We start from the raw sequence: 23,382 nt of genomic DNA on the forward strand, positions 1-23,382 counted from the left end.
CCGGCCGCGCCGAGCGGCGGCAACGCCTACGACCGGCGGGTGAGCCTGGATCTGCCCGGTTTCGGCTGGCAGGTCCACAAGCACGCGGTGGCCGGCGAGTGGCCCCGGCCCGCAGCCGGCGCCCCGAAGCCGACGGCAAGCAGGACGGGGACACACCCGAGGACTGAGACGCCCGTCGCCGCGCGTGGCGGACGTGTCAGTCGGCGCAGGCTGGATACGCGGTGGGGACGGCACATCAGCCCGTCCGGAAGGGCCCCCGCCATGGGCAGCAGTCAGCACCCGCACAGCGACCGTCACCGCTCCGACACGACCCTGCGGGTCAACGGCAAGCCGCACACGCTCACCGTCGACCACCGGCGGGTCCTGCTGGACCTGCTGCGCGAGGACCTGGGCCTGTTCGGCGCCAAGAAGGGCTGCGACCACGGGCAGTGCGGTGCGTGCACGGTGCTGGTGGACGGGCGGCGCGTCAACAGCTGTCTGCTGCTCGCGGTGTCCCTGGACGGCAGCGAGGTCACGACCGTCGAGGGGCTGACCGGCGACGCGGAGCGCCTTCACCCGCTGCAGCAGGCCTTCCTGGACCGGGACGCCTTCCAGTGCGGGTACTGCACACCCGGCCAGATCTGCTCCGCCCTGGGAGCGATCGCCGAGGCCGCCGCCGGCCACCCCTCCCACGTCACCGGCCCGGGCACGCCCCCGGGGCGGCCGGTACCCCTGGACCGGGCCGAGATCCGGGAGCGGCTCAGCGGGAACCTGTGCCGCTGCGGGGCCTACCCCCACATCGTCGAGGCGGTCGAGGACGTGATCCCGTGAGGCCCTTCGCCTACGTCCGCGCCACCGGCGTCGAGGACGCCTGCGCCGCCCTCGCCTCCCGGCCCGGCGCCCGCCCTCTGGGCGGTGGCACCAACCTCGTCGACCTGATGAAGCTCGGCGTGGAGGAGCCCACCACCCTGGTCGACGTCAGCCGGCTGCCCCTGGACACGGTGGAGGAGCTGCCCGACGGCTCGCTGCGCGTCGGAGCCACGGTCCGCAACAGCGACCTGGCGGCGCATCCCGCCGTGCGCGACCGGTATCCCGCCCTCTCCCAGGCACTGCTCGCGGGCGCCTCGGGCCAGCTGCGCAACGTGGCCACCACCGGCGGCAACCTGCTGCAGCGCACCCGCTGCCCGTACTTCCAGGACGTCTCGAAACCGTGCAACAAGCGTGCGCCGGGCAGCGGTTGCGGCGCGCGCGAGGGCGTCCACCGCGACCACGCGGTGCTCGGACACTCCGAGCAGTGCATCGCCACCCACCCCTCGGACATGGCGGTGGCCCTGGCGGCCCTCGACGCGCGGATCGAGCTGTACGGACCCGCGGGCGCCCGTGACGTCGCCGCCGACGCGTTCCACCGGCTGCCGGGCGACCATCCGGAGCGGGACACGGAGATCCGGCCCGACGAACTGGTCACGGCCGTGGTGCTGCCGCCCGTCACGGCGGGACTGCCGTCGCTGTACCGCAAAGCGCGCGACCGGGCCTCGTACGCCTTCGCCCTGGCCTCCGTCGCCGGGGTGCTGCGGATCGCGGACGGTGTCGTCGCCCACGCCGGCCTCGCCTTCGGGGCGCTGGCCCACCGGCCCTGGCGGGCGCGGACGGCCGAGCGGGCGCTGCTCGGTGCGGCGCCCACCCCGGCCGCGTTCGAACACGCCGTCGACCTGGAACTGTCCGCCGCCCGGCCGCTGCGGGACAACGCCTACAAGGTGCCGCTCGCCCGCGGCCTCGCCGTGGACGTCCTGACCCGGCTCGCCGGGACGTGAACCGTCAGCCGAGGAGGACCACATGGCCGCCGCCCTGGGCGCCCCCGCCGAGCGCCGGGAAGGTCTGCAGAAGATCACCGGAAGTGCCCGCTACGCCGCCGAACACGTGCCGGACGGCCGGGCCTACGCCTGGCCGGTGCCGGCCACGGTCGCACGCGGCACGGTGAGGGCCGTCGACGCCTCGGCCGCGCTGCGGCAGCCCGGAGTCCTGGCCGTGCTCACGCCCGAGAACACGCCCCGCCTGGCCGAGCCCGACGACCCCACGCTCGCCGTGCTGCAGAACCCCCGCGTCCCGCACCGGGGTTGGTTCGTGGCCCTGGTCGTCGCCGAGACACTGGAGGACGCACGGGCGGGTGCCGCGGCGGTGCGGGTCTCCTACGACGCCGAGGAGCACGACGTCTCCCTCACCGAGGACCACCCGGCGGCGTACGCCCCCGAGAAGGCCAACGCCGGATATCCCGGCAGCACGCGACGCGGGGATCCCGACGGTGCCTTCGGCTCCGCGGCCGTGCGCGTGGACACCCGTTACCGCGTCCCGCCGCTGCACAACCACCCCATGGAACCGCACGCGAGCACCGCGCACTGGGACGGCGGACGGCTCCTCGCGCACACCTCCAGCCAGGGCTCGACAGCGGTACGGGCCACGCTCGCCAAGCTCTTCGGCCTGCCCGAGGAGCGGATCGTCGTCGTCGCCGAGCACGTCGGCGGCGGCTTCGGCTCCAAGGGCACCCCTCGTCCCGACGTGGTGCTGGCAGCGCTGGCGGCCCGGCACACCGGCCGGCCCGTCACCCTCGCCCTGCCCCGCCGTCAGCTGCCGGCGGTGGTCGGGCACCGGGCGCCGACCCTGCACCGGATCCGGCTCGGCGCCGGAGCCGACGGCCGGCTGACGTCCCTGGTCCACGAGGTCACCACCCACACCTCCCGCGTCAAGGAGTTCGTGGAGCAGGCAGCCGTACCCGCCCGGGTCATGTACGCCGCGCCGCACAGCCGTACCGTCCACCGGGTGGCGGCCCTGGACGTGCCCACGCCGTCGTGGATGCGGGCGCCCGGCGAGGCGCCCGGCATGTACGCGCTGGAGTCCGCCATGGACGAGCTGGCCTGTGAACTCGGCATGGATCCCGTCGAGGTGCGGATCCTCAACGAGCCGGAGACGGAGCCCGACAGCGGGAAGCCGTTCAGCAGCCGGCATCTCGTGGAGTGCCTGCGCGAGGGCGCGCGCCGCTTCGACTGGTCGCGGCGCGATCCACGGCCGCGGGCCCGGCGCGAGGGCGCGCTGCTAATCGGGACGGGGGTGGCGGCGGCCATGTATCCCGTCAACATCTCGCCGTCGACCGCGGCGGCGCGAGCGCTGCCCGACGGGACGTTCCTCGTCCGGGTCAACGCCACGGACATCGGTACGGGCGCCCGTACGGTCCTCGCGCAGGTCGCGGCCGACACCCTCGGGGTCCCGCTGGAGCGGGTGCGTACGGAGGTGGGCCGCAGCGATCTGCCGTCGGCCTCGCTGGCGGGCGGCTCGTCCGGCACGGCCTCCTGGGGCTGGGCGGTCCACGAGGCCAGCGTCCGGCTGACGGATCGTCTGGCCGAGCACACGGGTCCGCTGCCCGCCGAGGGCGTCGAGGCCCGCGCCGACACGGCCGGACAGGCCGACGCCGACAGCCCGTGGGCGCGCCACGCCTTCGGTGCCCACTTCGCCGAGGTGGCCGTCGACACGGTGAGCGGTGAGACGCGGGTACGGCGGCTGCTGGGCGTCTACGCCGCCGGGCACATCCTCAACGCCCGTACCGCGCGCTCCCAGTTCATCGGCGGCATGACCATGGGCCTGGGCATGGCGCTGACCGAGGGCAGCACCATGGACGCCGCGTTCGGCGACTTCACCGAGTCCGACCTGGCCTCCTACCACGTGCCGGCGCACGCCGACGTGCCGGAGGTCGAGGCGCACTGGATCGACGAGGACGATCCGCATCTCAACCCCATGGGCAGCAAGGGCATCGGCGAGATAGGCATCGTCGGCACGGCGGCCGCGATCGGCAACGCCGTCCACCACGCCACCGGTGTCCGCCTGCGCGAACTGCCGCTCACCCCGGACCGGATGCTGACCGCCCTGACCTCGGTCTGACGCCCCGGGATCACTCCGGGGTGCGGCGGGCGGCGGCCAGCGGGCGCGGCGGTGCCGCGGCCTTCGGCTGCTGTGCCGCCAGCCGTACGAGCACGCCCGTCAGCGCGGCGAGTGCCGCGCACACGGCGGCGACGCCGGCGATCCAGCTCGGTGCGAGTGTTAGGTCGAGCGCCCTCGACAGCGGTTCCGTGTGGAACCGCCCCTCGTACATCTGACCGGCCGCGAGGACCGTCGGCACCACGGCCGCGACCGCGAAGGCGGGGAGCGTGGGCCGCAGGGTCAGCAGTACGGCCAGGAGGGTGCACAGTGCCGACGCGCCGAGCGTGAGGCCGTACGACTGCGGGGGCGCGCCGTCGCGGTGGAGGGGGAACCAGAGCATCCCGCACAGCAGGAGGACGGCGGCGGCGAGGACGCCGGGCCACGAGTGGCGTACGGGGCGGCGGTTCGGCGTACGCGGGAGTATGCGGGGTGCGAGGTCGACCTCGGCGGGGGCCGGGGCGTCGGACTCGCGGTCGTGCTCGGGGGGCGGGGCCCCGTCCTCGGGCATGGCCGGGACGCCGTGCGGCTGTTGCCGGGCCTGTGCCGTCATCCGGTCGGCGTGTGCGTCCCGTTCCTCGCTGAGGCGGCCGATGAGCTCCACGAGTTCCTCCACGGGCCGCGCGGTGGCGGCGGCCCGGGCGGCCTCCTGACCGCAGTGGGGCTCCAGCGGAGTCCGGTGCAGTAGGGACATCAGCCGGGTCACGTCCTCCACCGGGCGGCTCTCGGCGGCGGCGCGGATCGCCTCGTCCGCACAGTCGGGGTCGCGCGGCGGCCGGGTCAGCAGGGCCACCAGCCGGGTCACGTCCTCCACGGAGCGGTCCGTGCCCACCGCGCGCAGCGCGTCGACCGTGGCCCGCGCGTACTGCGGAGACTGCTCCAGCAGGGTGATCAGGCCGGCGACCTCCTCCAGCGGACGGTCGGCGACCGCGGCGTGCACCAGGGCGGTGACCGGGTCCTGGTGGCGTGCGGCTATGGAGGTGTCGTCGGGTTGGGGTGAGGAAGAGCGGATGCTCACTTCTGCTCCAGGGAGAGAGGTCAGGACTGCGGCAGCTCTCGCCGCCCCGCGACGCGATGCACGCGACGTTACCTCGCCATTACTAAGCGCTGCGGGCGCGTGGTGCCACCCGGCGTGCGCCGCCGGTATGAGCCCCCTGTCGCAAGCCTGTGGACGTACCGGCGGCGGATGGGGGAATCCGTGAAGAAGGGCGCGCCGTTCGGCACGCCGGACGGAGGAAGGTCCGTGGATACGACCACAACGGTGATCGTCGTCGCCGCAGTCCTGGCGGCACTCCTGCTCGCCGCGGCCGTAGTCGTTCTGGTGCGGCTGGTGCGCACCCGGCGCGATCTGCGCCGGGCCGGCCTGCCGACCGGGCCGCGCTGGGTCTTCTGGGGCGCCGTCCTGTACTTCGTACTGCCGACGGACCTGCTGCCCGATCCGGTCTACCTGGACGACATCGGCGTTCTTCTTCTCGCACTGCACAGCCTTCGGGGGCCTCTGCGTGGGGCGTATGGGCACAAAATCCCCACGATTACGCAGAGTAAGGAAACCAATCACTCGTTCGATTCGTATAAGTGACTGGAAGGGCAAGGCAGTCGGCGGACCAAACGGCGCCCGAGGGGGGCGCAACGCTTGGTCGGCGCAGACCGACGAGGGAGACACGATGCAACCGTTCGCGCTCAACTACGCACGTCCGGCGGTGGAGTTGGAGGCCACGACTCCGTACGTCTACGACACCGGACTGCAGTTGAACGTAACCATGGACGGCCGGATCGCCGCCGGTGACTCAGCACTGCTCAGAGAACTGGGGACCACGACGTCGACCGCGGGCTCCAAGACCCACTTCGACGACTGAACGCGGAACCGCCCACAATGACCGTACTGATCCTGACCTGTGAAGAGGATGTGACGGCCGACATGGTCGTCGTCCACCTCAACGCCTCCGGGGTCCCTGTGGTCCGTCTCGACCCGGCCGACCTGCCGGGCGCCGTCGCACTGTCCGGCGAGTACGTCCACGGCGCCTTCCGCGGGCATCTGCAGTCCGCGGGGCGCCTGGTGAGCATCTCGGGTCTGCGGTCCATCTGGGTCCGCAGGCCGGGCATCCCCGCCACCCGGGCGCCCGACCCCTCGGACTGGCTCACCGAGGAGTCCTCGCAGGCCCTGTACGGCATGCTGCGCGGCAGCGACGCGCGCTGGATGAACCACCCCGACGCGGCCCGGCGCGCCCGCCACAAGCCCTGGCAGCTGCGGCTCGCCCAGCGCTGCGGGCTGCCGGTCCCCGCGACATTGATCACATCGTTCCCGCAGGCGGCGCGGGAGTTCGCCGAGCGGTATCCGGACCTGGTGGTCAAACCGGTCTCCGGGGCGCATCCGCAGGACCCCCCGCGGGCGGTGCCGACCAGCCGGGTCGCACCGGACACGGACTTCTCCGCCGTCGCCTTCGGCCCCACCCTGCTGCAGCGACGCGTGGCCAAACGCGCCGACATCCGGCTGACCGTGGTCGGTGAACGGATGCTGGCGGCCCGCAAGACGGCCGACGAAGCCGACGAGGTCGACGTGCGGTTCGCCTCTGCGGACGTCCCGTGGCAGGCCACCGAGGTGCCGCCGCGCATCGCCACCGCCGTCGGCGCCTATCTGCGCGCGGCCGAACTGACCTACGGGGCCTTCGACTTCGCCGAGGACGCGGACGGGACGTGGTGGTTCCTGGAGTGCAACCAGTCCGGACAGTTCGGCTTCGTCGAGGTCGAGACCGGCCAGCCCATCGCGCGGGCCGTCGCGGACTGGCTGGCGAGCCCCGGCACCGAGCCGTCGTCCCAGGTCAACGGGGCGAGCAGCACGGTGCGTTGAGTACGGTCAGTGGGGCAGCGTGCCGGGCAGCAGCGCGGACCGCTGCCACCCGGTGCCCGGGGAGGCCTGGCGGTCGGGGTTCGGGCCGGCGCCGAAGGACTGCAGCGGTCGCATGACGTACTCCAGTTCCCGGCTGACGCGCTCGGCCTCTCGGCGGGTCTGAGTGGGGACGTCGCCGCGTTCGGCGACGAGTCGGTCGTAGATGGGGGAATCCTGGAACACCCGTCAACGCGCCTTTCGTGTGGTGGCCCATCACTTGGGCACGGTTGACGAGTGTATGCGCCCCGGCATACCAGGGTGTGAATTCACCAAGAGCGCTTGACGCTCGGGAGGGCGGTGTGGGCGGCCGGTCAGGCCCCTGTGGTGGATCCGGGACGCACGATCATCAGGACGGTGACGGTCGCCCACAGCAGATTGAACAGGCCGGTGAACATGGCGAGTCGGACGGTGCCCGAGCGCTCCACCGCCCCTCCGCCGTCCAGTTGGCCGAGGATCTCGTCCTGACGGGGCAGGACGAAGGCGATCAGGAGGCCGGCGGCCACGGCCGTCAGCGTGATGGACGCGATCAGCCAACCGCTGCCCAGCACCCCCATCGCCGCCGCGGTCGCGAACCCGAAGGCCGGAACCGCGACGCCTGCAGCCGAATAGAGCCGGCAGATCCGGTGCAGCAGCCGCAGGGTGCCGACCGCGGACTCCCCTTCACCGGCCCGGCGTGCCGCGGGCGGGAACATGCTCGCCGCGACGGTGACCGGCCCCACGGCCACGATGGCCGCCAGGACATGGAGGGTGAGCAGGAGCTTGGTCATGGAGGCCTTCCGCAACGCGACCGATCAATCGAGCGCGGCTCACGCTAGGGATCTTCGAGACGACCGGAACAGGGGCTGAAACGACAGCTTCCAACGGATTCCCGCCAAAGACCTCACCTGTGACTTTGCACGGAGACCCAGCTGACGGCACTGGCAGGAATCCGCCTATCGTGGCTCCATGCACACGGTGGCGATCCTGGTTCTGGACCATGTGGTGCCGTTCGACATGGCGGCACCGCTGGAGGTGTTCGGCCGCACCCGGCTGCCCGACGGACGCCGGCCCTACCGGCTGCGGGTGTGCGCGGAATCGCCCGAGGTCAGGGCGGACGGCTTCACCATCCGGGTCGACCAGGGCCTCGAAGCGGTGGCCGACGCCGACGCCGTGATCGTGCCGGGATGCTCGGAGGCGGCCGGAGCGCCCCCGCCCCGGGCCCTCGACGCCCTGCGCCGGGCGGCCCGGGCCGGCGCCCGGATCGCCTCGGTCTGCTCCGGCGCCTTCGTCCTCGCGGAGGCGGGACTGCTGGACGGGCTGCGCGCCACCACGCACTGGGTGGCCGCCGGCCAACTGGCCCGGCGCTACCCACGGATCACGGTGGACCCGGACGTGCTCTACGTCGACAACGGCCGCATCCTCACCTCGGCCGGCGCCGCCGCCTCCCTGGACATGTGCCTGCACATGATCCGTACCGACCTCGGCTCGGCCGTCGCCGCCGACGCCGCCCGCATGTCCGTCATGCCGCTCGAACGCGAAGGCGGCCAGGCCCAGTTCATCGTGCACGAGCAGCCACCCGTACCGCGCGGCTCGGCCCTGGAGCCGGTGCTGGAGTGGATCGAGGACAACCTGGGCGGCGAGATCACCCTCGGCGCGATGGCGGCCCGTTCCGGCATGAGCGAGCGGACCTTCAGCCGCCGCTTCCGTGAGCAGACGGGCACCACCCCGCTGCAGTGGCTGCTGCGCGCCCGGGTGCGCCGGGCACAGTACCTGCTGGAGAACAGCGACCATCCCGTCGAACGGATCGCGCGACAGGCGGGGTTCGGGTCGCCGACGGCGTTCCGGGAGCGGTTCCGCCGCGTGGTCGGCACCACCCCGCAGGCCTACCGCGGCTCCTTCCAGGGTGGCGCTGCCGTCGTGGCCGCACGGGCCTGAAACCGACGGCCGGTCAGGCGGCGGACTTCACGCCGTCCTCGCCGCGCCGCTCCCCACCGGTCATCCCCCGCGCGGCACGCAACAGGGCGTCGGCCCGGGCGATCGCCTCGTGCAGGTCCGCGGTTCCCATCGTGGCGCACAGTTCGCGGCTGACCTCCGCCAACGCGCGCGCCGTGTGCGGCCGGTCCCGCTCCGCCTGCGCGATGCGCAGCGATGCGTACGTGGTGAGCAACGTTCTGACGACCTTCGGGTCCGGAACGAGCACGAAGCGCCCCTCTCTCGATTTTCGCCTCGTATTCCCGGACAGGGCCGGACCATTCCTGCCTTCCTCCACGGCGCCCGGATTTGACGCAATACCGTCGGTCGACCCGATTCCCTCACGCCCTCCCACGCGTTGAACGGAGTGCAACCATCCCTGCACGAACGGTGACCACCATGAACCGATCCGGCCGCCTCCTCTGCGCCCTCTATCTCGTCACCACCGGCGGGCTCGCCGCGACGGCGGTGCTCGACCTCGCTCATGGCCCGCTCTGGATGGCGTGCCTGTTCGCCGCCGCGAGCGTGGTCCCGGTCATCGCCGTCGTACGCGAGACACTGATCCGCGATCTGCTGGCGGCGGGCACCGGGCCGCGCCGGCCGGTGCGCTCGGCGGCCGACCAGATCGTCCGGGAGGAGCTGTACGCGGCCTGCTGCGAGCGGTGGTGGACGAGTCTGGGCACCGACCACGACGCCAGCTGCCCGCACCGGATCCCGCGCAGCAGCGCCGCCTGACCGGTGGCGGAGCGGGCGTCAGACGGCGTCGAGCTGGGCGAGTTCCTCGGCGCCGAGTTCGAGGTCGGTGGCGGCGAGGGAGTCGCGGATCGTCTCCGGGCGGCTGGAGCCGGGGATGGGCACGACCACCGGGGACTTGGCGAGCATCCAGGCCAGGCACACCTGCTGCGGGCTCACCCCGTGGGCCTTGGCGATGCGGTCGAACGGCGCGTAGGTGGAGCCCAGTTCGCCCGCCCGGGAGATTCCGCCGAGCGGGCTCCAGGGCAGGAAGGCGATGCCGAGTTCGTCGCACAGGCCGAGTTCGGGCTCGCTGGAGCGGAAGGCCGGGGAGAACTGGTTCTGCACGGAGACCAGGCGTCCGCCGAGGATGTCGTTCGCCTGCCGGATCTGGTCGGGGTTGGCGTTGGAGATGCCGGCCATCCGGATCTTGCCTTCGTCGAGCAGGTCCCGCACGGCTCCGACGGACTCGGCGTAGGGCACCTTCGGGTCGGGGCGGTGGAACTGGTAGAGCCCGATCGCCTCGACGCCGAGGCGGCGCAGGGACGCCTCGCAGGCCTCCTTCAGGTGGCGGGGGCTGCCGTCGAGGGTCCAGCTGCCGTTCGCCGGGGCGCAGATGGCCGCCCTTGGTGGCGACCAGGACGTCCTTGCCGCGGTCGTGGGAGGCGAGGGCCTTGGCGATGAGGGTCTCGTTGTGGCCGACCTCGTGGGCGTCACGGTGGTAGGCGTCCGCGGTGTCGATGAGGGTGACGCCGGCGTCGAGAGCGGCGTGGATGGTGGCCAGGGAGCGCGCCTCGTCCGGTCGCCCCTCGATGGACATGGGCATCCCGCCCAGTCCGATCGCGCTGACGTCGACGTCCCCGATGCGGCGGGTGTGCATGTGCTGGTGACCTCTCTCGGCTGTCGCGGGACCGGATGACGTCCGGCCCGTCGGACATGGACCACGACGGTGCCGGACCGCCATCCAGCCTGACCCGGCCGGGGGCCGAAGGTCCAATAGAGGAAAGCGAACGCATTCAGCAGCGGGTCCGCTGAATCCCGTGGTGCCGGCGACCGCCTTGTGCGGCGGGCCGGTCGGTGTGCGAGGCTCGCTGCCGTACAGCGGTGGTGTGGAGAGGCGGCGGCATGCGGATCGGACTGCTCGGTACCGGCCCCTGGGCGGAGATGGCTCATGCCCCCGCCCTGAGCGAGCACTCGGGGCTGGACTTCGTCGGGGTGTGGGGCCGGCGCCCGGAGGCGGCCAAGGCACTGGCCGACCGGTACGGCACGCGGGCGTACGACGACGTGGACGCGTTGCTGACGGACGTGGAGGCGGTCGCCGTGGCGCTGCCGCCGGCGGTGCAGGCGGAGCTGGCGGCGCGGGCCGCGCGGGCGGGACGTCATCTGCTGCTGGACAAGCCGCTGGCGACGACGGTGGAGCAGGGGCGGGCCGTGGTCGACGCCGTGCGGGAGGCCGGGGTGGCGTCGGTGGTCTTCTTCACCAGCCGCTTCGTCACTCGGACGGAGGCGTGGATCTCCGAACAGGCGGCTGCCGGGGGCTGGTTCACCGGTCGGGCGGCGTGGCTGGGGTCGCTGTTCGGCAGTGACAGCAGCAGCCCGTTCGCCGATTCGCCGTGGCGGCAGGAGAAGGGCGCGCTGTGGGACGTGGGGCCGCACGCGCTGTCCGTGCTGCTGCCGGTCCTGGGCGACGTCCGGCGGGTGGTCGCGGCCGCGCCCGGTCCCGGCGACACGGTCCACCTCGTCCTCGATCACGCGGGCGGGGCGTCCAGCACGCTCACCCTGAGCCTGTCGGCGCCGTCCGCGGCGGCGGGCGCGACGGTCGAGCTGCGCGGCGAGACGGGGGTGGCCGTGCTGCCGGACAGCACCGAGGGAGCCGTCACCGCCCTCCTCCACGCCGCGGACGCCCTGATCGACGCGGCCGCGACCGGACGCCCGCACCCCTGCGACGCGGCCTTCGCCCTGCGCGTCACGGAGATCCTGACGGAGGCGGAGGCGTCGCTGGACCGCGCGGCGGATTGACACCCCGTCAACTCCGGTGGCCGTCCTCGGGTCGTTCTCGATGTGCAGCAGGACGCCGGCCTATCGCGCCTCCCCACCAGGTTGATCAGGTCTGCCACCGGCGTGCCCGCCGGCACTGACAGGCCGTCGTCGGCATGCGGGGCGCGCCCCGGCGTAGGAGCGTGGTGGTGTGGGAAGAACGATCGTGCCGTGGCCGCGCCGGGACCAGGCCCGGCGGAGCTGGCTGCGGGGTGCGCCGCCGCCGTGGTGGGTGAAGGCGCTGCCGGTCGCACTGATCGCGGGCGTGTGCGTGGCGACGCTGGTGAGCCCGAACCGGCTCGACATCGGTTTCCTGCTGGGCGCGATCCCGCCGCTGGCCGTCCTGTCGTACGGTCCCTGGGCGACCGCGCTCCTGGGCGCCGGCGTGGTCGTCGTCCTCAACGTCCCCGCCTTCCAGCTCAACCGGCCCGGCAACACGGACCTGTTGACCATCGCCTTCGTGGCGGTGCTGAGCGTGTTCGTGTCGTACGTGCGCAGTCACCGCGACGCCCAGCTGGATCTGGAGCGGACCGTGGCCGAGGCCGCGCAGCGGGCGGTCGTGCCGCCGCTGCCCGAGCGGGTCGGCCCCGTCCGCTGTGTGGGCCTGTACCGGGCCGCGCAGCGCGGGACGCTGGTGGGCGGCGACTTCTTCGACGTGCGCGAGGGGCCGTACGGGGTGCGGGCCGTGCTGGGCGACGTCCAGGGGCACGGGCTGTCGGCGGTCGCCACGGTCGCCTCGCTGCTGGGCGCCTTCCGTGAGGCGGTGCTGGACCAGCCGGACCTGGAGTCGGTCGCCGCCCGGCTGGACCGCAGACTGGCGGTCGACTCGGCGTCCTCCCGCTACGCGGAGCTGTTCGCGACGGCCGTCCTGGCGGAGTTCTCGCCCGACGGCCGGTCCGTGCGCCTGGTGTCCTGCGGGCATCCGGCGCCGCTGCTGCTGCGCGGCGGTCACGTCAGCGAGGTCGAGCTCACGGCGTGGACGCCGCTCGGGCTCGGTCTGGCCGACACCGGCCCGTCCGCCGGGCCGGCGCTGCGGCTGGAGCCGGGCCACACCCTGTTCCTCGCCTCGGACGGGGTGAGCGAGGCCCGTGACACCTCCGGCACCTTCTACCCGCTGACCGACCGCCTCGCCGCCCTCGCCGACGGCGACCCGGCCCTGCTCGCCGACCGGGTCTGGGGGGACCTCGTACGGTACTGCCCCGACGTCGTCGACGACGTGACGATGCTCGTGCTCACGTCCGCGTCACACGACGCTCGCTGACGTCCTGCTGGGCGCTCTCCTCGTGGTCGCCCTCGGCGTCGATGTGCGGCAGCACCCGGTCCAGCCAGCGCGGTGTCCACCAGGCGTGCGGGCCCAGCAGCGTCATCACGGCGGGCACCATGAGCAGCCGTACCACCGTCGCGTCGATCAGCACGCTCACCGCGAGGCCGAGTCCGAGCATCTTGACCACGATGTTGTCGCTGACGATGAAGGCCGCGAACACGCTCACCATGATCAGTGCCGCGCAGGTGATGACCCGTGCGGTGATCTCCAGGGCGTGCGCGACCGAGGCCTTGGCGTCACCGGTGCGCAGCCAGGCCTCGTGGACGCGGGAGAGCAGGAAGATCTCGTAGTCCATGCTCAGGCCGAAGATGATGGCGAACATCATCATCGGCACATAGCTCTCGATGGGCACCTTGCCGTTCACGCCCAGCGCGGGCCCGCCCCAGCCCCACTGGAAGACGGCGACCACGACACCGTACGAGGCTCCGATGGACAGGATGTTGAGGACGGCCGCCTTGACGGCGACGAGCAGGCCGCGGAAGACCGCGAGGATGACCAGGAAGGCGAGGCCGACCACGACGGCGATGATCAGGGGCAGACGGCTCGCGACGATGTCACGGAAGTCCACCTGGGCCGCGGTGGTGCCGGTGACGTAACCCTTGGCGCTCGTACCGGAGACCGCGTCCGGGAGCGTGTGGTGGACCAGCCGGTTGGTCAGGTCCGTGGTGGTGGCGCTCTGCGGGGACTGTTTCGAGTAGACCGTGCTGATCAGGACGTCCCCGTCCTTGGTGGGGGTCAGCGGGGTGACGGTGGACGCGCCCGCGACGCCGTTGAGGGTCTTCTGGGCCTGGTCGGACAGGGAGGAGCGCTGGGAGGAGGGGACGGTGGTCTGGTCGATGACGACGGTCAGGGGGCCGTTGGAGCCGGGCCCGAAGGCGTCCGTCATCAGGTCGTAGGCGCGGCGGTCGGTGAAGGAGGTGGGGTCGGCTCCGTCGCCGATGTGGCCGAGCTGGATGGAGAAGAGCGGGATGGCGAGGACGACGACGGTCACGACTCCGGCCGTGAGGAACTGCCAGGGCCGGTGCTCCACGCGCTGGGCGTAGCGGTGCCAGGTGCCCTGCGGCTCGGTCCCCGGCTCGGCGTCGGTCTCGGCGACGGGACGGCGGACGTGGTAGCGGTCGATGCGTCTGCCGACGAGCCCCAGCAGTGCCGGTACGAGGGTGAGCGCGCCGATGACCGCCGAGACGACCGTGATCGCGGCGGCGAGACCGAGTTTGCCGATGAAGCTCACGCCGGAGGCGTAGAGCCCGGTCAGGGCGATGATCACGGTGCAGCCGGAGACGAGGACGGCCCGGCCGCTGGTGGCGGTGGCGTGACCGGCGGAGTGCACGGGATCGGCGCCGTTCATGAGGTTCTGGCGGTGCCGGGTGATCTGGAACAGGGCGTAGTCGATGCCGACGCCGAGGCCGATCATCGTGGCCAGGGTCGGGGATACGGTGGCGAAGGTGAACGCGGCGGCGACCAGTCCGAGGATCGCCAGTCCGCCGACCGCGCTGACCAGGGCGGTGAGCAGCGGCATACCGGCGGCGATGATGCTGCCGAACCCGATCAGCAGGACGACGATGGCGACGCCGAAGCCGATCAGTTCGCTGACCCGGTCGTCGGCGGCGGGCCGGGCGAGTTCGCCGAGCGGTCCGCCGTACTCGACCTGGGCGCCGGCCGACCGCAGCGGCTGGACCGCCTTGTCGACGCCGTTCAGATAGCCGTCGCCCAGGGTGGAGGGCTGGACGTTGAAGCGGACCGTGATGTAGGCCGTCTTCCCGTCGGAGGACAGGGGTCCGACCTTGGAGGGCTGCACGGACAGCGGGTTCTGGGCGGACAGGACGTGCGGAAGCTTCTGCAGGTCCCCGACGGTGGTGGACATCTGCGAGCTGAGCGAGGTCAGCGACTTCTGGCCGTCGTGCATGACGATCTGGCTGCTGTAGCCGCCGGCCGCCGGGTCGTGCTTCTTCAGCACGTCCAGGCCCTTCTGGGACTGCACACCGGGCAGCGAGAAGTTGTCGGAGTACTCGCCGCCGAAGGAGCGGTTGAGGACCTGCAGCGCCACGATGGCGACCAGCCAGGCGACGATGACGATCACGAAGTGGTGGGCGCACCACTCTCCGAGGCGTCGCAGAAGACCTCCGCGGCTGGTGCTCTTCCCCCCTGTGCTCGTGCCGGTGGTATGTGACATAGCACAGGCCCTCTCCCACGGCAGGGTCGCTCGTCCTCCCCATTAGACGCCCGTTGGATCACGTCGGCATCTCCGCCGGGACGGCCGCTGCCCGTCCCTCCGGGTGCGGGGCGGGCCCGGGCGTTGAATGGTGTTTACAGAAGCTTCCGGACCCGAGGAGCACTCATGGAGATGTCACAGCCCGACGCGTCCGGGCCGTCCGAGGAGCGCTGCACCCCGGACGCCCTGCTCCACACCAGCACCGGCACCGAGGTGTCCCCGGAGGATCTCGTCCTTGCCACGGGCAGGGACATCACCCCGCACAGCCTGGAATGGGCCAGGCGCAAGCTGGAGACGGAGGGCCCCCTCGCCCTGGAGAAGCTGCTGCCCTAATCGCCGCCGTCCGCTTCGAGGCACAGCACCGGTACCCGCTGGACCAGGTTGACGGCGAAGCCGCCGCGGTTCCAGGGCTGCGTCAGGGGCTGGGTGCGGCCATCGGCGTCGGCGGCCCGGGCCGTCAGTTCGTGCTCGCCGGGTGTGGCCGTCCAGTCGTGGTGCCAGCGGCGCCATGCCCAGCGACGGCCGCCGTCGGGCTCCAGTTCGGCCTCGTGCCAGGTGTGCCCGCCGTCGGTGCTGACCTCGACGCGTGTGACGGGCGCCCGTCCCGACCAGGCGCGCCCCTCCAGCCGCACCGGTCCGGGCCGTACCACCCGGGCCCGTGACATGAAGTCCGGGAAGCCGGGCGGCACGAGCAGGGCTCGGGGTTCGATCCGGGTGACGGGCTCGCCCTCCTCGCCGGACTCCTGCCGCAGCCGGTAGGCGACGCTCTGCTGGAAGCCGGTGAACGGCTCGTCCAGGACGTCGACTTGGCGCAGCCACTTCACATGCGCCATGCCGTACCAGCCCGGCACGACCAGCCGCAGGGGCCATCCGTGCTGCGGCGGCAGCGGGGCCCCGTTCATCGCGTACGCGAGCAGCACCTCGGGCTCGGTGCCGGTGGCCACGTCCATGGGGAGCGAGCGCTGGTAGTCCTGTTCGACTCCGCGTTCCACCCCGTGGTCGGCGCCGGTGAACAGCACGTCGACGGCGTCCGCCTCCGCACCGGCCTCGCCGAGGACCAGGCGCAGCGGCACGCCCGTCCACTCGGCGGTGCCGACCGCCTCGACGAGCCAGGGCTGGCTGACCGGGCGGGGTGTGAGCAGGGCACGTCCGTTGCCCGCGCACTCCAGCGTCACCCGCGTGGTGACCTGGGGGAACTCGCGCAGATCGGCCAGGCTCAGCTGCAGCTCGCGGCGGACGCGGCCTGCGACGGTCAGCTGCCAGGGCGTGCCCTCGGGGACGTACGGGATGTCGTAGTGCGTCAGTACGTAGTGCAGGCCGGGCGGGGTGACGTCGTAGCGCAGGGCCTCCAGGGGGAGGCCGTGGTTGCGGGTGGCCAGCGCGAGTTCGTCGCGGCCGATGCCCTCGTCGGGGGCGGCCAGCCGGGCGGGAGTGCTCGTGTCGGCGAGTCGATGGCCCATGGGCGCATTATCACGCCGGGTGGCCACTGGGGCACCTGCTTCTTGTCGGCCGGCAACCGGCCGCCGGTCGAGGGGAGTTGGATTCGATCAATGGGCGCCTCGTTGCCCGTTCACCCTTTCGAAGAGGGCCTTCGTGCTGACAGACTTCCAAGGGTGCCCGACTTCGACATGCTCGTCATCGGATCCGGCCCGGGCGGCCAGAAGGCCGCCATCGCCGCGGCCAAGCTCGGCCGCCGGGTCGCCGTCGTCGACCGCCCCGACATGGTCGGCGGGGTCTCCATCCACACCGGGACCATTCCCTCCAAGACCCTGCGCGAGGCGGTGCTGTACCTCACCGGCCTCACCCAGCGGGATCTGTACGGCCAGAGCTACCGGCTGAAGGAGGACATCACCGTCGCCGACCTGACCGCGCGCACCCAGCACGTGGTCAACCGCGAGGTCGACGTCATCCGCAGCCAGCTCTCCCGCAACCAGGTCGCCCTGTACGCCGGCACCGGCCGCTTCGTCGACCCGCACACCGTCGCGCTGCGCGAGGTCACCGGCAACGAACGGCTGCTGAGCGCGGACAACATCGTCATCGCCACCGGCACCCGGCCGGCCCGGCCGGACAGCGTCGAGTTCGACGGCCGTACGATCATGGACTCCGACAACGTCCTCGCACTGGAACGCGTCCCGCGCTCCATGGTCATCGTCGGCGCCGGCGTCATCGGCATGGAGTACGCCTCCATGTTCGCCGCGCTCGGCAGCAAGGTGACGGTGGTGGAGAAGCGGCCCGGAATGCTCGACTTCTGCGACATCGAGATCATCGAGTCGCTCAAGTACCACCTGCGGGACCTCGCGGTGACCTTCCGCTTCGGGGAGACGGTCGCCGCCGTCGAACGCCATGCGCGCGGCACGCTGACCATCCTGGAGAGCGGCAAGAAGATCCCCGCGGACGCCGTGATGTACTCGGCGGGCCGGCAGGGCCTGACCGATGAACTCGACCTCGCCAAGGCCGGGTTGACGGCCGACCGGCGTGGCCGGATCACCGTCGACGAGCACTACCGCACCGAGGTGCCGCACATCTACGCCGTCGGCGACGTCATCGGCTTCCCGGCGCTGGCGGCGACCTCGATGGAGCAGGGCCGCTCGGCGACCTACCACGCCTTCGGCGAGCCGGTCGGGCAGATGCACAACCTGCAGCCCATCGGCATCTACACGATCCCCGAGATCAGCTTCGTCGGCCGCACCGAGGACCAGCTCACCGAGGACAGCGTGCCGTTCGAGGTCGGCATCTCCCGCTACCGCGAACTGGCCCGCGGCCAGATCATCGGCGACTCGCACGGCATGCTGAAGCTGCTGGTCTCGCCCCAGGACCGCACGCTGCTGGGCGTGCACTGCTTCGGCAGCGGTGCCACCGAGCTGATCCACATCGGGCAGACCGTGATGGGCTGCGGCGGCACCGTCGACTACCTGGTCGACGCGGTGTTCAACTACCCGACCCTGGCGGAGTCCTACAAGGTCGCCGCCCTCGACGCCACCAACAAGCTGCGGCAGATCGACCGCATCGGCGACTGACGTCACAGATCGGGCAGTTCCCTGTCCTCCACGACATGGACGGCGGCCTCCTCGGCGCCGGCCGCCCCGCCGTCGATGCCCACGTCCGAGGCGACCTCCTCCTTCGTGGTGTCGACGTGGGCGCCCTCGTCCGGGGCGACCAGGCGTCCTGCCCGGTCCGCACCGGACTCGGGGTCCACGGGTTCGCCCTCGCCCCCGGGCAGGTCGCCGACCTCGTCGCCCGGGGGCACGGTCACGTCGGGGACCTCCTCGGCGAGCCGCTCGTCGAGGCTCTCGCCGTCGTGCTGTTCGGCGGCCGTGGTGCCGTGCCGGGTGACGCCGAGCGGCTTCTCCGGCGGCGAGTAGCCCTCGTCGAGGGTGTCGTCGTAGTCGCGCTCGTCGACGGCGTCCTGCAGGTCCAGCGGCGCCGCGTCCTCCTGCTCCTCGTTGCTCCCGGTGGGCTGGTAGACGTCGTCGGCCATCGGGTCGGTGCCCATGGATACCTCCTGGCGCCCTTGCGGCGGTTCGTTGTCCGTACGGTGTCCCGATCCGCGTTTCCCGTTGCGCGCCGTCCAACCTCCTCGGTCCCGGGAGGCCCAGGAGGTTACCCCCTGGTCAATCTTGAAACGTCAATGAGTGCGGCTATCATCACTCGCACACACGCTGTGACCGCCCGGCGACGCATCGGCCGAGCGGATTCCTCCACGCCTTGCCCACCTCCGGCCCGAGGCCAACCCTCTTCGGCCGGGTGTGAGTTCGCCCCACCTCCACCCCCCTACGTCGTCGGTGTCAGGTCGTCCTCGCGTCGTGCACGACGGAAAGCAGCGCACCATGAGCAACATCAGGGGCAGAGGGCTGCAGGCCAACGCCCTCGGTACCTTCGACACGGTGGTGATGGCCGTCGCGGGCAGCGCCCCGGCCTACTCGATCGCCGCCACCACCGCGGTCCTGGTCGGCGCCGTGGGACTGGCCAGCCCCGCGGCGCTGCTGTACTGCGCGATACCCATGCTGGGCATCGCCCTGGCCTTCAGCTATCTCAGCCGCATCGACGTCAACGCGGGCGCCAGCTACTCCTGGGTGGGCCGCACTCTGCATCCCTTTCTCGGCTTCATCAGCGGCTGGGCGCTGGTGATCTCGGCGACCATCTTCATGGTGGCGGGCTCGCTGCCGGCCGGCTCCATGACCCTGTCCCTGTTCGACGCGGACCTGGCCGGCAACACCGCGCTGTCGACGGTGGTCGGGGCGGCGTGGTTCATCGTGATGCTGCTCGTGGTGCTGGGCGGCGCCCGGCTCACCGTCCGCGCCCAGCTGGTGATGTCCGGCATCGAGATCGCGATCCTGGCGCTGTTCGCCGTCCTCGCCCTGTTCCACACCGGCAACGTCCGCTCCTTCGAGTGGTCCTGGCTGGGCTTCTCCCACTTCGACGGCGTCTCGGGCTTCGCCTCGGGTGCCCTGGTCGCCGCCTTCTACTACTGGGGCTGGGACGTCACCAGCAACCTCAGCGAGGAGACCCGCAACAGCCGTCGTACGACCGGACTCGCCGGTCTGATCGGGGTGGGCATCGTCTTCCTGCTGTTCGAGGTGTTCACCATCGCGGTCAACGTCATCCTCACCTCGAAGCAGATCGACGCCAACGACGCCAACGTGCTGGGCGTGCTCGGTGAGGAGATCTGGCCGGGCCTGGGCGGAAAGCTGCTGATCGTGGCGGTGATGCTGTCGACCATCGCCACCCTGGAGACCACCCTCATCCAGGTCACGCGCTCCCTGTTCGCGATGGGCCGCGACCGTACGATGCCCCCCGCGCTCGGCCGGGTGCACCGCACCTGGAACACGCCCCACGTGGCGATCGTCGTGGTCGGCGGGGTGGCGCTGGCGATGTTCATCGCCTCGAACGCCCTGGGCTCGGTGGGCGACATCCTCGCCGACGCGATCTCGGCGATCGGTCTGCAGATCGCCGTCTACTACGGCCTCGCGGGCCTCGCGGTCGTCGTCGCCTACCGCAAGATGCTGACGAAGTCCCTGGGCAACTTCCTCCTGGGCGGGCTGTGGCCGCTGTTCGGCGCGCTGTTCATGTTCTGGATCTTCGTCGAGTCGCTGGGCGAACTGGACACCGCGGCCATCGCGATCGGCATCGGCGGGCTCGCCGTCGGTCTCGTCCCGATGCTCTGGTACTGGAGACAGGGCAGCGACTACTATCGCCCCGCCCGGCTGGACGCCACCCGCACCGTGGAGGCGGAGTACGTCCTCGACCCGTACGCCGCCGCGAACTCCCGTGCCCACGAAGGTCTCTCCACCGACTTCTGAGGACTTCTGAGGGAGACCCCCGATGGCGCGCGACCGTTTCGCCCCCGACTTCGACCCCGACTGCGGGGACGCTGTCCTGACCAACGCCACCCACGACATCGTCATCGGCCGCTGGCAGGGCCTGCGGGACCTGCTGCGGGTCACCGGCGCGGACTGGCTCGCCCGCGGCCACCGCATCCGGCTGCTCGCCCAGGCCTGTGCGAGCACCTCGACGGCGGAGTCGTGGCTGGCCGCCGAGCCGTACAGCGCCGACGCGCTGGTGCTGCGGGCGGCGACGGAGACGGCCAGGGCGTTCAACCTGGCGATCGCCGCGGGCCGGGGCGTGCCGATCGACCCGCACCGTGTCGACACCGCGGTGACGGCGTGTCTGCAGGCGGCGGAGGCGTATCTGGACGATCCGACGCCGTGGATCTCACTGATCTCGGTGGCCCGGCTGTACCCGGCGGGGGTGCGGCGGCAGGAACTGGCGCGCTGGTGGGACGAGTTGCACCGGCGTGACCCGTACAGCGTGGAGGGCCATCTGCAGGTCCTGCACTACTACTCGGCGCGCTGGCACGGCTCGCACGGCCTGATGTACGACTTCGCCCGCGACGCGGCCGGTGTGGCGCCCCAGGGCTCCGCGCTGCCGGTGCTGCTGCAGTACGCGCGCGTGGAGGAGTACCGCTACGCCCTCGACGCGGGCCACGCCGGCCAGAGCGCCGTGGGCCTGGGCCAGCACTGGAGCCACGACGGCGCCGTCAGCGACGTGCGCCGGACCTGGCAGCGCTGGATCATCGGCCGGACGGACAACGGGGTCGCCCCCGGCGAACTGCGCGACCTCAACTACCTCGCGCACGCGGCCTGTCACGCGGGCGACAAGGAGGTCGCCGGTGCCGTGCTGCGGATGCTGGGGCCCCGCGCCACCCGGACCCCCTGGTCCTACACCGGCGATCCGGAGCTGCAGTTCGTGAAGTGGCGCAAGGAGATGCGGGTGCGCGGGTGAGGGGCGGGCGGGGCTACTCGGCGGGCTGTTCGGCCGGCCGGGCCAGGCCCGCCGTCCACTTCTCCTCGATCCGGCCGAACTTCCACACCAGCAGGGCCACCACCCAGGTGGCGAAGAACAGGCCGATGATCACGAACCCGACGACGTTGAGGTCGAGTCCGGCCACCCAGTCCCAGAAGAAGCCGTGCAGGTCCAGTTTCTCGGCGAGCAGGCCGAGGAGTTCGACGGTGCCGATGAGCAGGGCGACGGCGACGGACAGGCCGGTGACGGTGAGGTTGTAGTAGACCTTGCGGACCGGCTTGGAGAAGGCCCAGCCGTAGGCGAAGTTCATGAACGAGCCGTCGATGGTGTCCAGCAGCGACATACCGGCGGCGAACAGCACGGGCAGGCACAGGATCGCGTACCAGGGCAGCCCCGAGGCGGCCCCGGAGCCGGCCAGCACCAGCAGGGCGATCTCGGTGGCGGTGTCGAAGCCCAGCCCGAAGAGCAGGCCCAGCGGGTACATCTGCCAGGACTTGGTGATCGACTTCATGACGCGGCCCAGCAGCCGGTTCATGAAGCCCCGGTTGTCGAGCTGCTCCTCCAGGGCGGCCTCGTCGAAGTGACCGTGGCGCATCTGCCGGAAGACCTTCCAGATGCCGGCCAGGATGACGAGGTTGATGACGGCGATGACGTACAGGAAGGTCCCGGAGACGGTCGTGCCGATCAGGCCGGTGACGTCGTGCAGCTCGGAGTTGTCGTCGCGGACCGGTCCCGCCACCGCCCGCACTCCGAGGGAGAGCAGCAGCGCCAGCACGAAGACGACGCTGGAGTGGCCGAGCGAGAACCAGAAGCCGACCGACAACGGCCGCTTGCCCTCCCCCATCAGCTTGCGGGTGGTGTTGTCGATCGCGGCGATGTGGTCGGCGTCGAAGGCGTGCCGCATGCCGAGCGTGTAGGCGGTGACGCCGATGCCGATGCCGAAGGACTTCTCGCCGATGCTGTAGTGCTGGGGCGCCACGATGCCGACGAGCGTGAACCAGCCGATGACGTGCAGGGCGATGACGAAGGCGGCCATCCCGCCGATCCTGGTCCACTCGTCCCGCGTCATGGAGGTGCGGAGGCGGTGCCAGGTCATGCGGGACGTTCCTTCTCTCGGTCCGAAGGCAGCTGCCATCAACCACCTCGTGCCATGGTCCCGTACTTGCAAATGATGTGCAGTAAAGCCCGTGACAGCTCTTCCCCATGGGAAGGCAAAGGGCGGTGCGCCGGTCAGGGCGTGGCGTTCGGTCCGTCCGGGCGGCTGCGGCGCTGCTCGACCATCTCGCGGCTGAGCTGCTCGGTCTCCTGTTCCGGCAAGCGCTCGAAGCCCTCCTCAGTGATCACCGAGACGATCGGGAAGATCCGCCGGCTGATGTCCGGACCGCCGGTCGCGGAGTCGTCGTCGGCCGCGTCGTACAGCGCCTGGAGCGCGGCCAGGGCGGACTCGCGCCGGTCCATGCCCGGCCGGAACAGCTTCTTCAGCGCGCCCCGGGCGTAGGGGGAGCCGGAGCCGTCGGCGTGGAAGTCCTGCTTCTCGTACAGACCGCCGGCCACGTCGAAGCTGAAGATGCGGCCCCTGCGGCCCTCGGGCGCCGCCGGGTCGTAGCCCGCCAGCAGCGGTACGACGGCCAGGCCCTGCATGGCCTGCCCCAGGTTCTGGCGGATCATCCCGGCCAGCCGGTTCGCCTTGGCCCCGAGGGTCATGGGGATGCCCTCGACCTTCTCGAAGTGGACGAGTTCGACCTGGTACAGCTTCACCATGTCGAGGGCCAGACCGACCGAGCCCGCGAAGGCGACCGCGGTGTGGTCGTCCGCCGGGTGCACCTTCTCCAGGTCGCGCTGCGCGATCAGGTTGCCCATGGTCGCCCGGCGGTCACCGGCGATCATCACGCCGTCGCGATAGGTCAGCGCGAGGACGGTGGTGCCGTGCGGGAACCGGTCGGGCGCGGCGCGGACGCCGTCCGGGAAGGGGCGGCGGGTGGGCAGCAGTTCGGG

Annotated in this window: 23 protein-coding genes and 1 pseudogene; 14 read left to right on the forward strand and 10 right to left on the reverse strand. The window is 71.8% G+C overall.

Going from position 1 to position 23,382, the window contains the following annotated elements:
- The first annotated feature begins 261 nt into the window (after positions 1-261).
- The 3 genes from GRC12_RS23555 to GRC12_RS23565 are packed head-to-tail and all read left to right on the forward strand — an operon-like array spanning position 262 to position 3,906.
- Positions 262-810, forward strand: coding sequence for a (2Fe-2S)-binding protein (locus GRC12_RS23555; RefSeq protein ID WP_208781367.1), 549 nt, complete (start codon positions 262-264; stop codon positions 808-810).
- Positions 807-1,790 (forward strand): FAD binding domain-containing protein, encoded by a 984-nt coding sequence (locus GRC12_RS23560; protein WP_208781349.1) that lies wholly within the window; start codon positions 807-809, stop codon positions 1,788-1,790. Before GRC12_RS23555 ends, GRC12_RS23560 begins: the two co-directional genes overlap by 4 nt.
- Positions 1,791-1,812: 22 nt before the next feature.
- A complete protein-coding gene (locus GRC12_RS23565; protein ID WP_208781350.1) occupies positions 1,813-3,906 on the forward strand; it encodes a xanthine dehydrogenase family protein molybdopterin-binding subunit in 2,094 nt (697 codons plus the stop codon).
- A 10-nt stretch (positions 3,907-3,916) separates the two neighbouring features.
- Here GRC12_RS23565 and GRC12_RS23570 read toward each other — a convergent pair whose 3' ends face one another.
- Positions 3,917-4,960, reverse strand: a complete 1,044-nt coding sequence (locus tag GRC12_RS23570; RefSeq protein WP_308286614.1) for a hypothetical protein — start codon at positions 4,958-4,960, stop codon at positions 3,917-3,919.
- Between the two features lie 225 nt (positions 4,961-5,185).
- On the opposite strand from GRC12_RS23570, the gene GRC12_RS23575 reads away from it, so the two are divergent.
- The 3 genes from GRC12_RS23575 (at position 5,186) to tgmB (ending at position 6,790) form a co-directional block, all read left to right on the forward strand.
- Complete coding sequence (locus tag GRC12_RS23575) at positions 5,186-5,521, forward strand: YkvA family protein (RefSeq protein ID WP_165954831.1); 336 nt, start codon at positions 5,186-5,188, stop codon at positions 5,519-5,521.
- A gap of 85 nt (positions 5,522-5,606) precedes the next feature.
- Positions 5,607-5,798 carry a putative ATP-grasp-modified RiPP gene (gene tgmA, locus GRC12_RS23580; RefSeq protein WP_208781351.1) on the forward strand — a complete coding sequence of 64 codons (192 nt, stop codon included), beginning with the start codon at positions 5,607-5,609 and terminating at the stop codon, positions 5,796-5,798.
- Positions 5,799-5,815: 17 nt separating this feature from the next.
- A complete protein-coding gene (gene tgmB, locus GRC12_RS23585; RefSeq protein ID WP_208781352.1) occupies positions 5,816-6,790 on the forward strand; it encodes an ATP-grasp ribosomal peptide maturase in 975 nt (324 codons plus the stop codon).
- A gap of 6 nt (positions 6,791-6,796) precedes the next feature.
- On the opposite strand, the gene GRC12_RS23590 is transcribed toward tgmB, so the two are convergent.
- Both GRC12_RS23590 and GRC12_RS23595 read right to left on the reverse strand, forming a co-directional pair.
- Positions 6,797-7,012, reverse strand: coding sequence for a hypothetical protein (locus GRC12_RS23590; protein ID WP_208781353.1), 216 nt, complete (start codon positions 7,010-7,012; stop codon positions 6,797-6,799).
- Positions 7,013-7,140: 128 nt separating this feature from the next.
- The gene (locus GRC12_RS23595) at positions 7,141-7,596 is read right to left on the reverse strand and encodes a DUF2269 family protein (protein WP_208781354.1); all 456 of its coding nucleotides are present in this window, start codon (positions 7,594-7,596) and stop codon (positions 7,141-7,143) included.
- A 178-nt stretch (positions 7,597-7,774) separates the two neighbouring features.
- On the opposite strand from GRC12_RS23595, the gene GRC12_RS23600 reads away from it, so the two are divergent.
- Positions 7,775-8,743 (forward strand): GlxA family transcriptional regulator, encoded by a 969-nt coding sequence (locus GRC12_RS23600; RefSeq protein ID WP_208781355.1) that lies wholly within the window; start codon positions 7,775-7,777, stop codon positions 8,741-8,743.
- 13 nt (positions 8,744-8,756) lie between these two features.
- On the opposite strand, the gene GRC12_RS23605 is transcribed toward GRC12_RS23600, so the two are convergent.
- Complete coding sequence (locus GRC12_RS23605; RefSeq protein WP_208781356.1) at positions 8,757-9,008, reverse strand: DUF5133 domain-containing protein; 252 nt, start codon at positions 9,006-9,008, stop codon at positions 8,757-8,759.
- Positions 9,009-9,178: 170 nt separating this feature from the next.
- Between GRC12_RS23605 and GRC12_RS23610 the strand changes: the two genes are divergently transcribed.
- The gene (locus GRC12_RS23610) at positions 9,179-9,514 is read left to right on the forward strand and encodes a hypothetical protein (protein WP_208781357.1); all 336 of its coding nucleotides are present in this window, start codon (positions 9,179-9,181) and stop codon (positions 9,512-9,514) included.
- Between the two features lie 18 nt (positions 9,515-9,532).
- Here GRC12_RS23610 and GRC12_RS23615 read toward each other — a convergent pair.
- A pseudogene (locus GRC12_RS23615) lies at positions 9,533-10,391 on the reverse strand (aldo/keto reductase).
- Positions 10,392-10,636: 245 nt separating this feature from the next.
- Here GRC12_RS23615 and GRC12_RS23620 point away from each other — a divergent pair.
- Together GRC12_RS23620 and GRC12_RS23625 are read left to right on the forward strand one after the other, a co-directional pair.
- Entirely contained in the window at positions 10,637-11,530 is an 894-nt protein-coding gene (locus GRC12_RS23620) for a Gfo/Idh/MocA family protein (protein ID WP_208781358.1), read from the forward strand.
- A gap of 169 nt (positions 11,531-11,699) precedes the next feature.
- Positions 11,700-12,809 carry a PP2C family protein-serine/threonine phosphatase gene (locus tag GRC12_RS23625; RefSeq protein WP_308286615.1) on the forward strand — a complete coding sequence of 370 codons (1,110 nt, stop codon included), beginning with the start codon at positions 11,700-11,702 and terminating at the stop codon, positions 12,807-12,809.
- Here GRC12_RS23625 and GRC12_RS23630 read toward each other — a convergent pair.
- Entirely contained in the window at positions 12,781-15,045 is a 2,265-nt protein-coding gene (locus tag GRC12_RS23630; RefSeq protein WP_208781359.1) for an MMPL family transporter, read from the reverse strand. The genes GRC12_RS23625 and GRC12_RS23630 overlap by 29 nt on opposite strands.
- A gap of 165 nt (positions 15,046-15,210) precedes the next feature.
- Here GRC12_RS23630 and GRC12_RS23635 point away from each other — a divergent pair, with 165 nt between their 5' ends.
- On the forward strand, positions 15,211-15,417 hold the full coding sequence (locus GRC12_RS23635) for a hypothetical protein (RefSeq protein WP_208781360.1): 207 nt from the start codon (positions 15,211-15,213) through the stop codon (positions 15,415-15,417).
- Here GRC12_RS23635 and GRC12_RS23640 read toward each other — a convergent pair.
- Positions 15,414-16,544, reverse strand: a complete 1,131-nt coding sequence (locus tag GRC12_RS23640; RefSeq protein WP_208781361.1) for a sulfite oxidase — start codon at positions 16,542-16,544, stop codon at positions 15,414-15,416. The two genes, GRC12_RS23635 and GRC12_RS23640, sit on opposite strands and share 4 nt — an antisense overlap.
- A gap of 153 nt (positions 16,545-16,697) precedes the next feature.
- On the opposite strand from GRC12_RS23640, the gene sthA reads away from it, so the two are divergent.
- A complete protein-coding gene (gene sthA / locus GRC12_RS23645) occupies positions 16,698-18,101 on the forward strand; it encodes a Si-specific NAD(P)(+) transhydrogenase (RefSeq protein WP_208781362.1) in 1,404 nt (467 codons plus the stop codon).
- 2 nt (positions 18,102-18,103) lie between these two features.
- Here the strand turns inward: sthA and GRC12_RS23650 are convergent, their stop codons facing one another.
- Positions 18,104-18,577: a DUF5709 domain-containing protein gene (locus tag GRC12_RS23650; RefSeq protein WP_208781363.1), complete on the reverse strand. Its 474-nt coding sequence runs from the start codon at positions 18,575-18,577 to the stop codon at positions 18,104-18,106.
- A gap of 334 nt (positions 18,578-18,911) precedes the next feature.
- Between GRC12_RS23650 and GRC12_RS23655 the strand changes: the two genes are divergently transcribed.
- On the forward strand, positions 18,912-20,384 hold the full coding sequence (locus tag GRC12_RS23655) for an APC family permease (RefSeq protein WP_208781364.1): 1,473 nt from the start codon (positions 18,912-18,914) through the stop codon (positions 20,382-20,384).
- A 22-nt stretch (positions 20,385-20,406) separates the two neighbouring features.
- A complete protein-coding gene (locus GRC12_RS23660) occupies positions 20,407-21,366 on the forward strand; it encodes a hypothetical protein (protein WP_208781365.1) in 960 nt (319 codons plus the stop codon).
- Between the two features lie 13 nt (positions 21,367-21,379).
- On the opposite strand, the gene GRC12_RS23665 is transcribed toward GRC12_RS23660, so the two are convergent.
- Together GRC12_RS23665 and prcB are read right to left on the reverse strand one after the other, a co-directional pair.
- The gene (locus tag GRC12_RS23665; protein ID WP_244373663.1) at positions 21,380-22,483 is read right to left on the reverse strand and encodes a HoxN/HupN/NixA family nickel/cobalt transporter; all 1,104 of its coding nucleotides are present in this window, start codon (positions 22,481-22,483) and stop codon (positions 21,380-21,382) included.
- 134 nt (positions 22,484-22,617) lie between these two features.
- On the reverse strand, positions 22,618-23,382 hold a 765-nt coding region (gene prcB / locus GRC12_RS23670; protein ID WP_208781366.1), incomplete at its 5' end, for a proteasome subunit beta.

The sequence above is a fragment of the Streptomyces griseorubiginosus genome, assembly GCF_017614965.1.
GTDB lineage: Bacteria > Actinomycetota > Actinomycetes > Streptomycetales > Streptomycetaceae > Streptomyces > Streptomyces griseorubiginosus_B.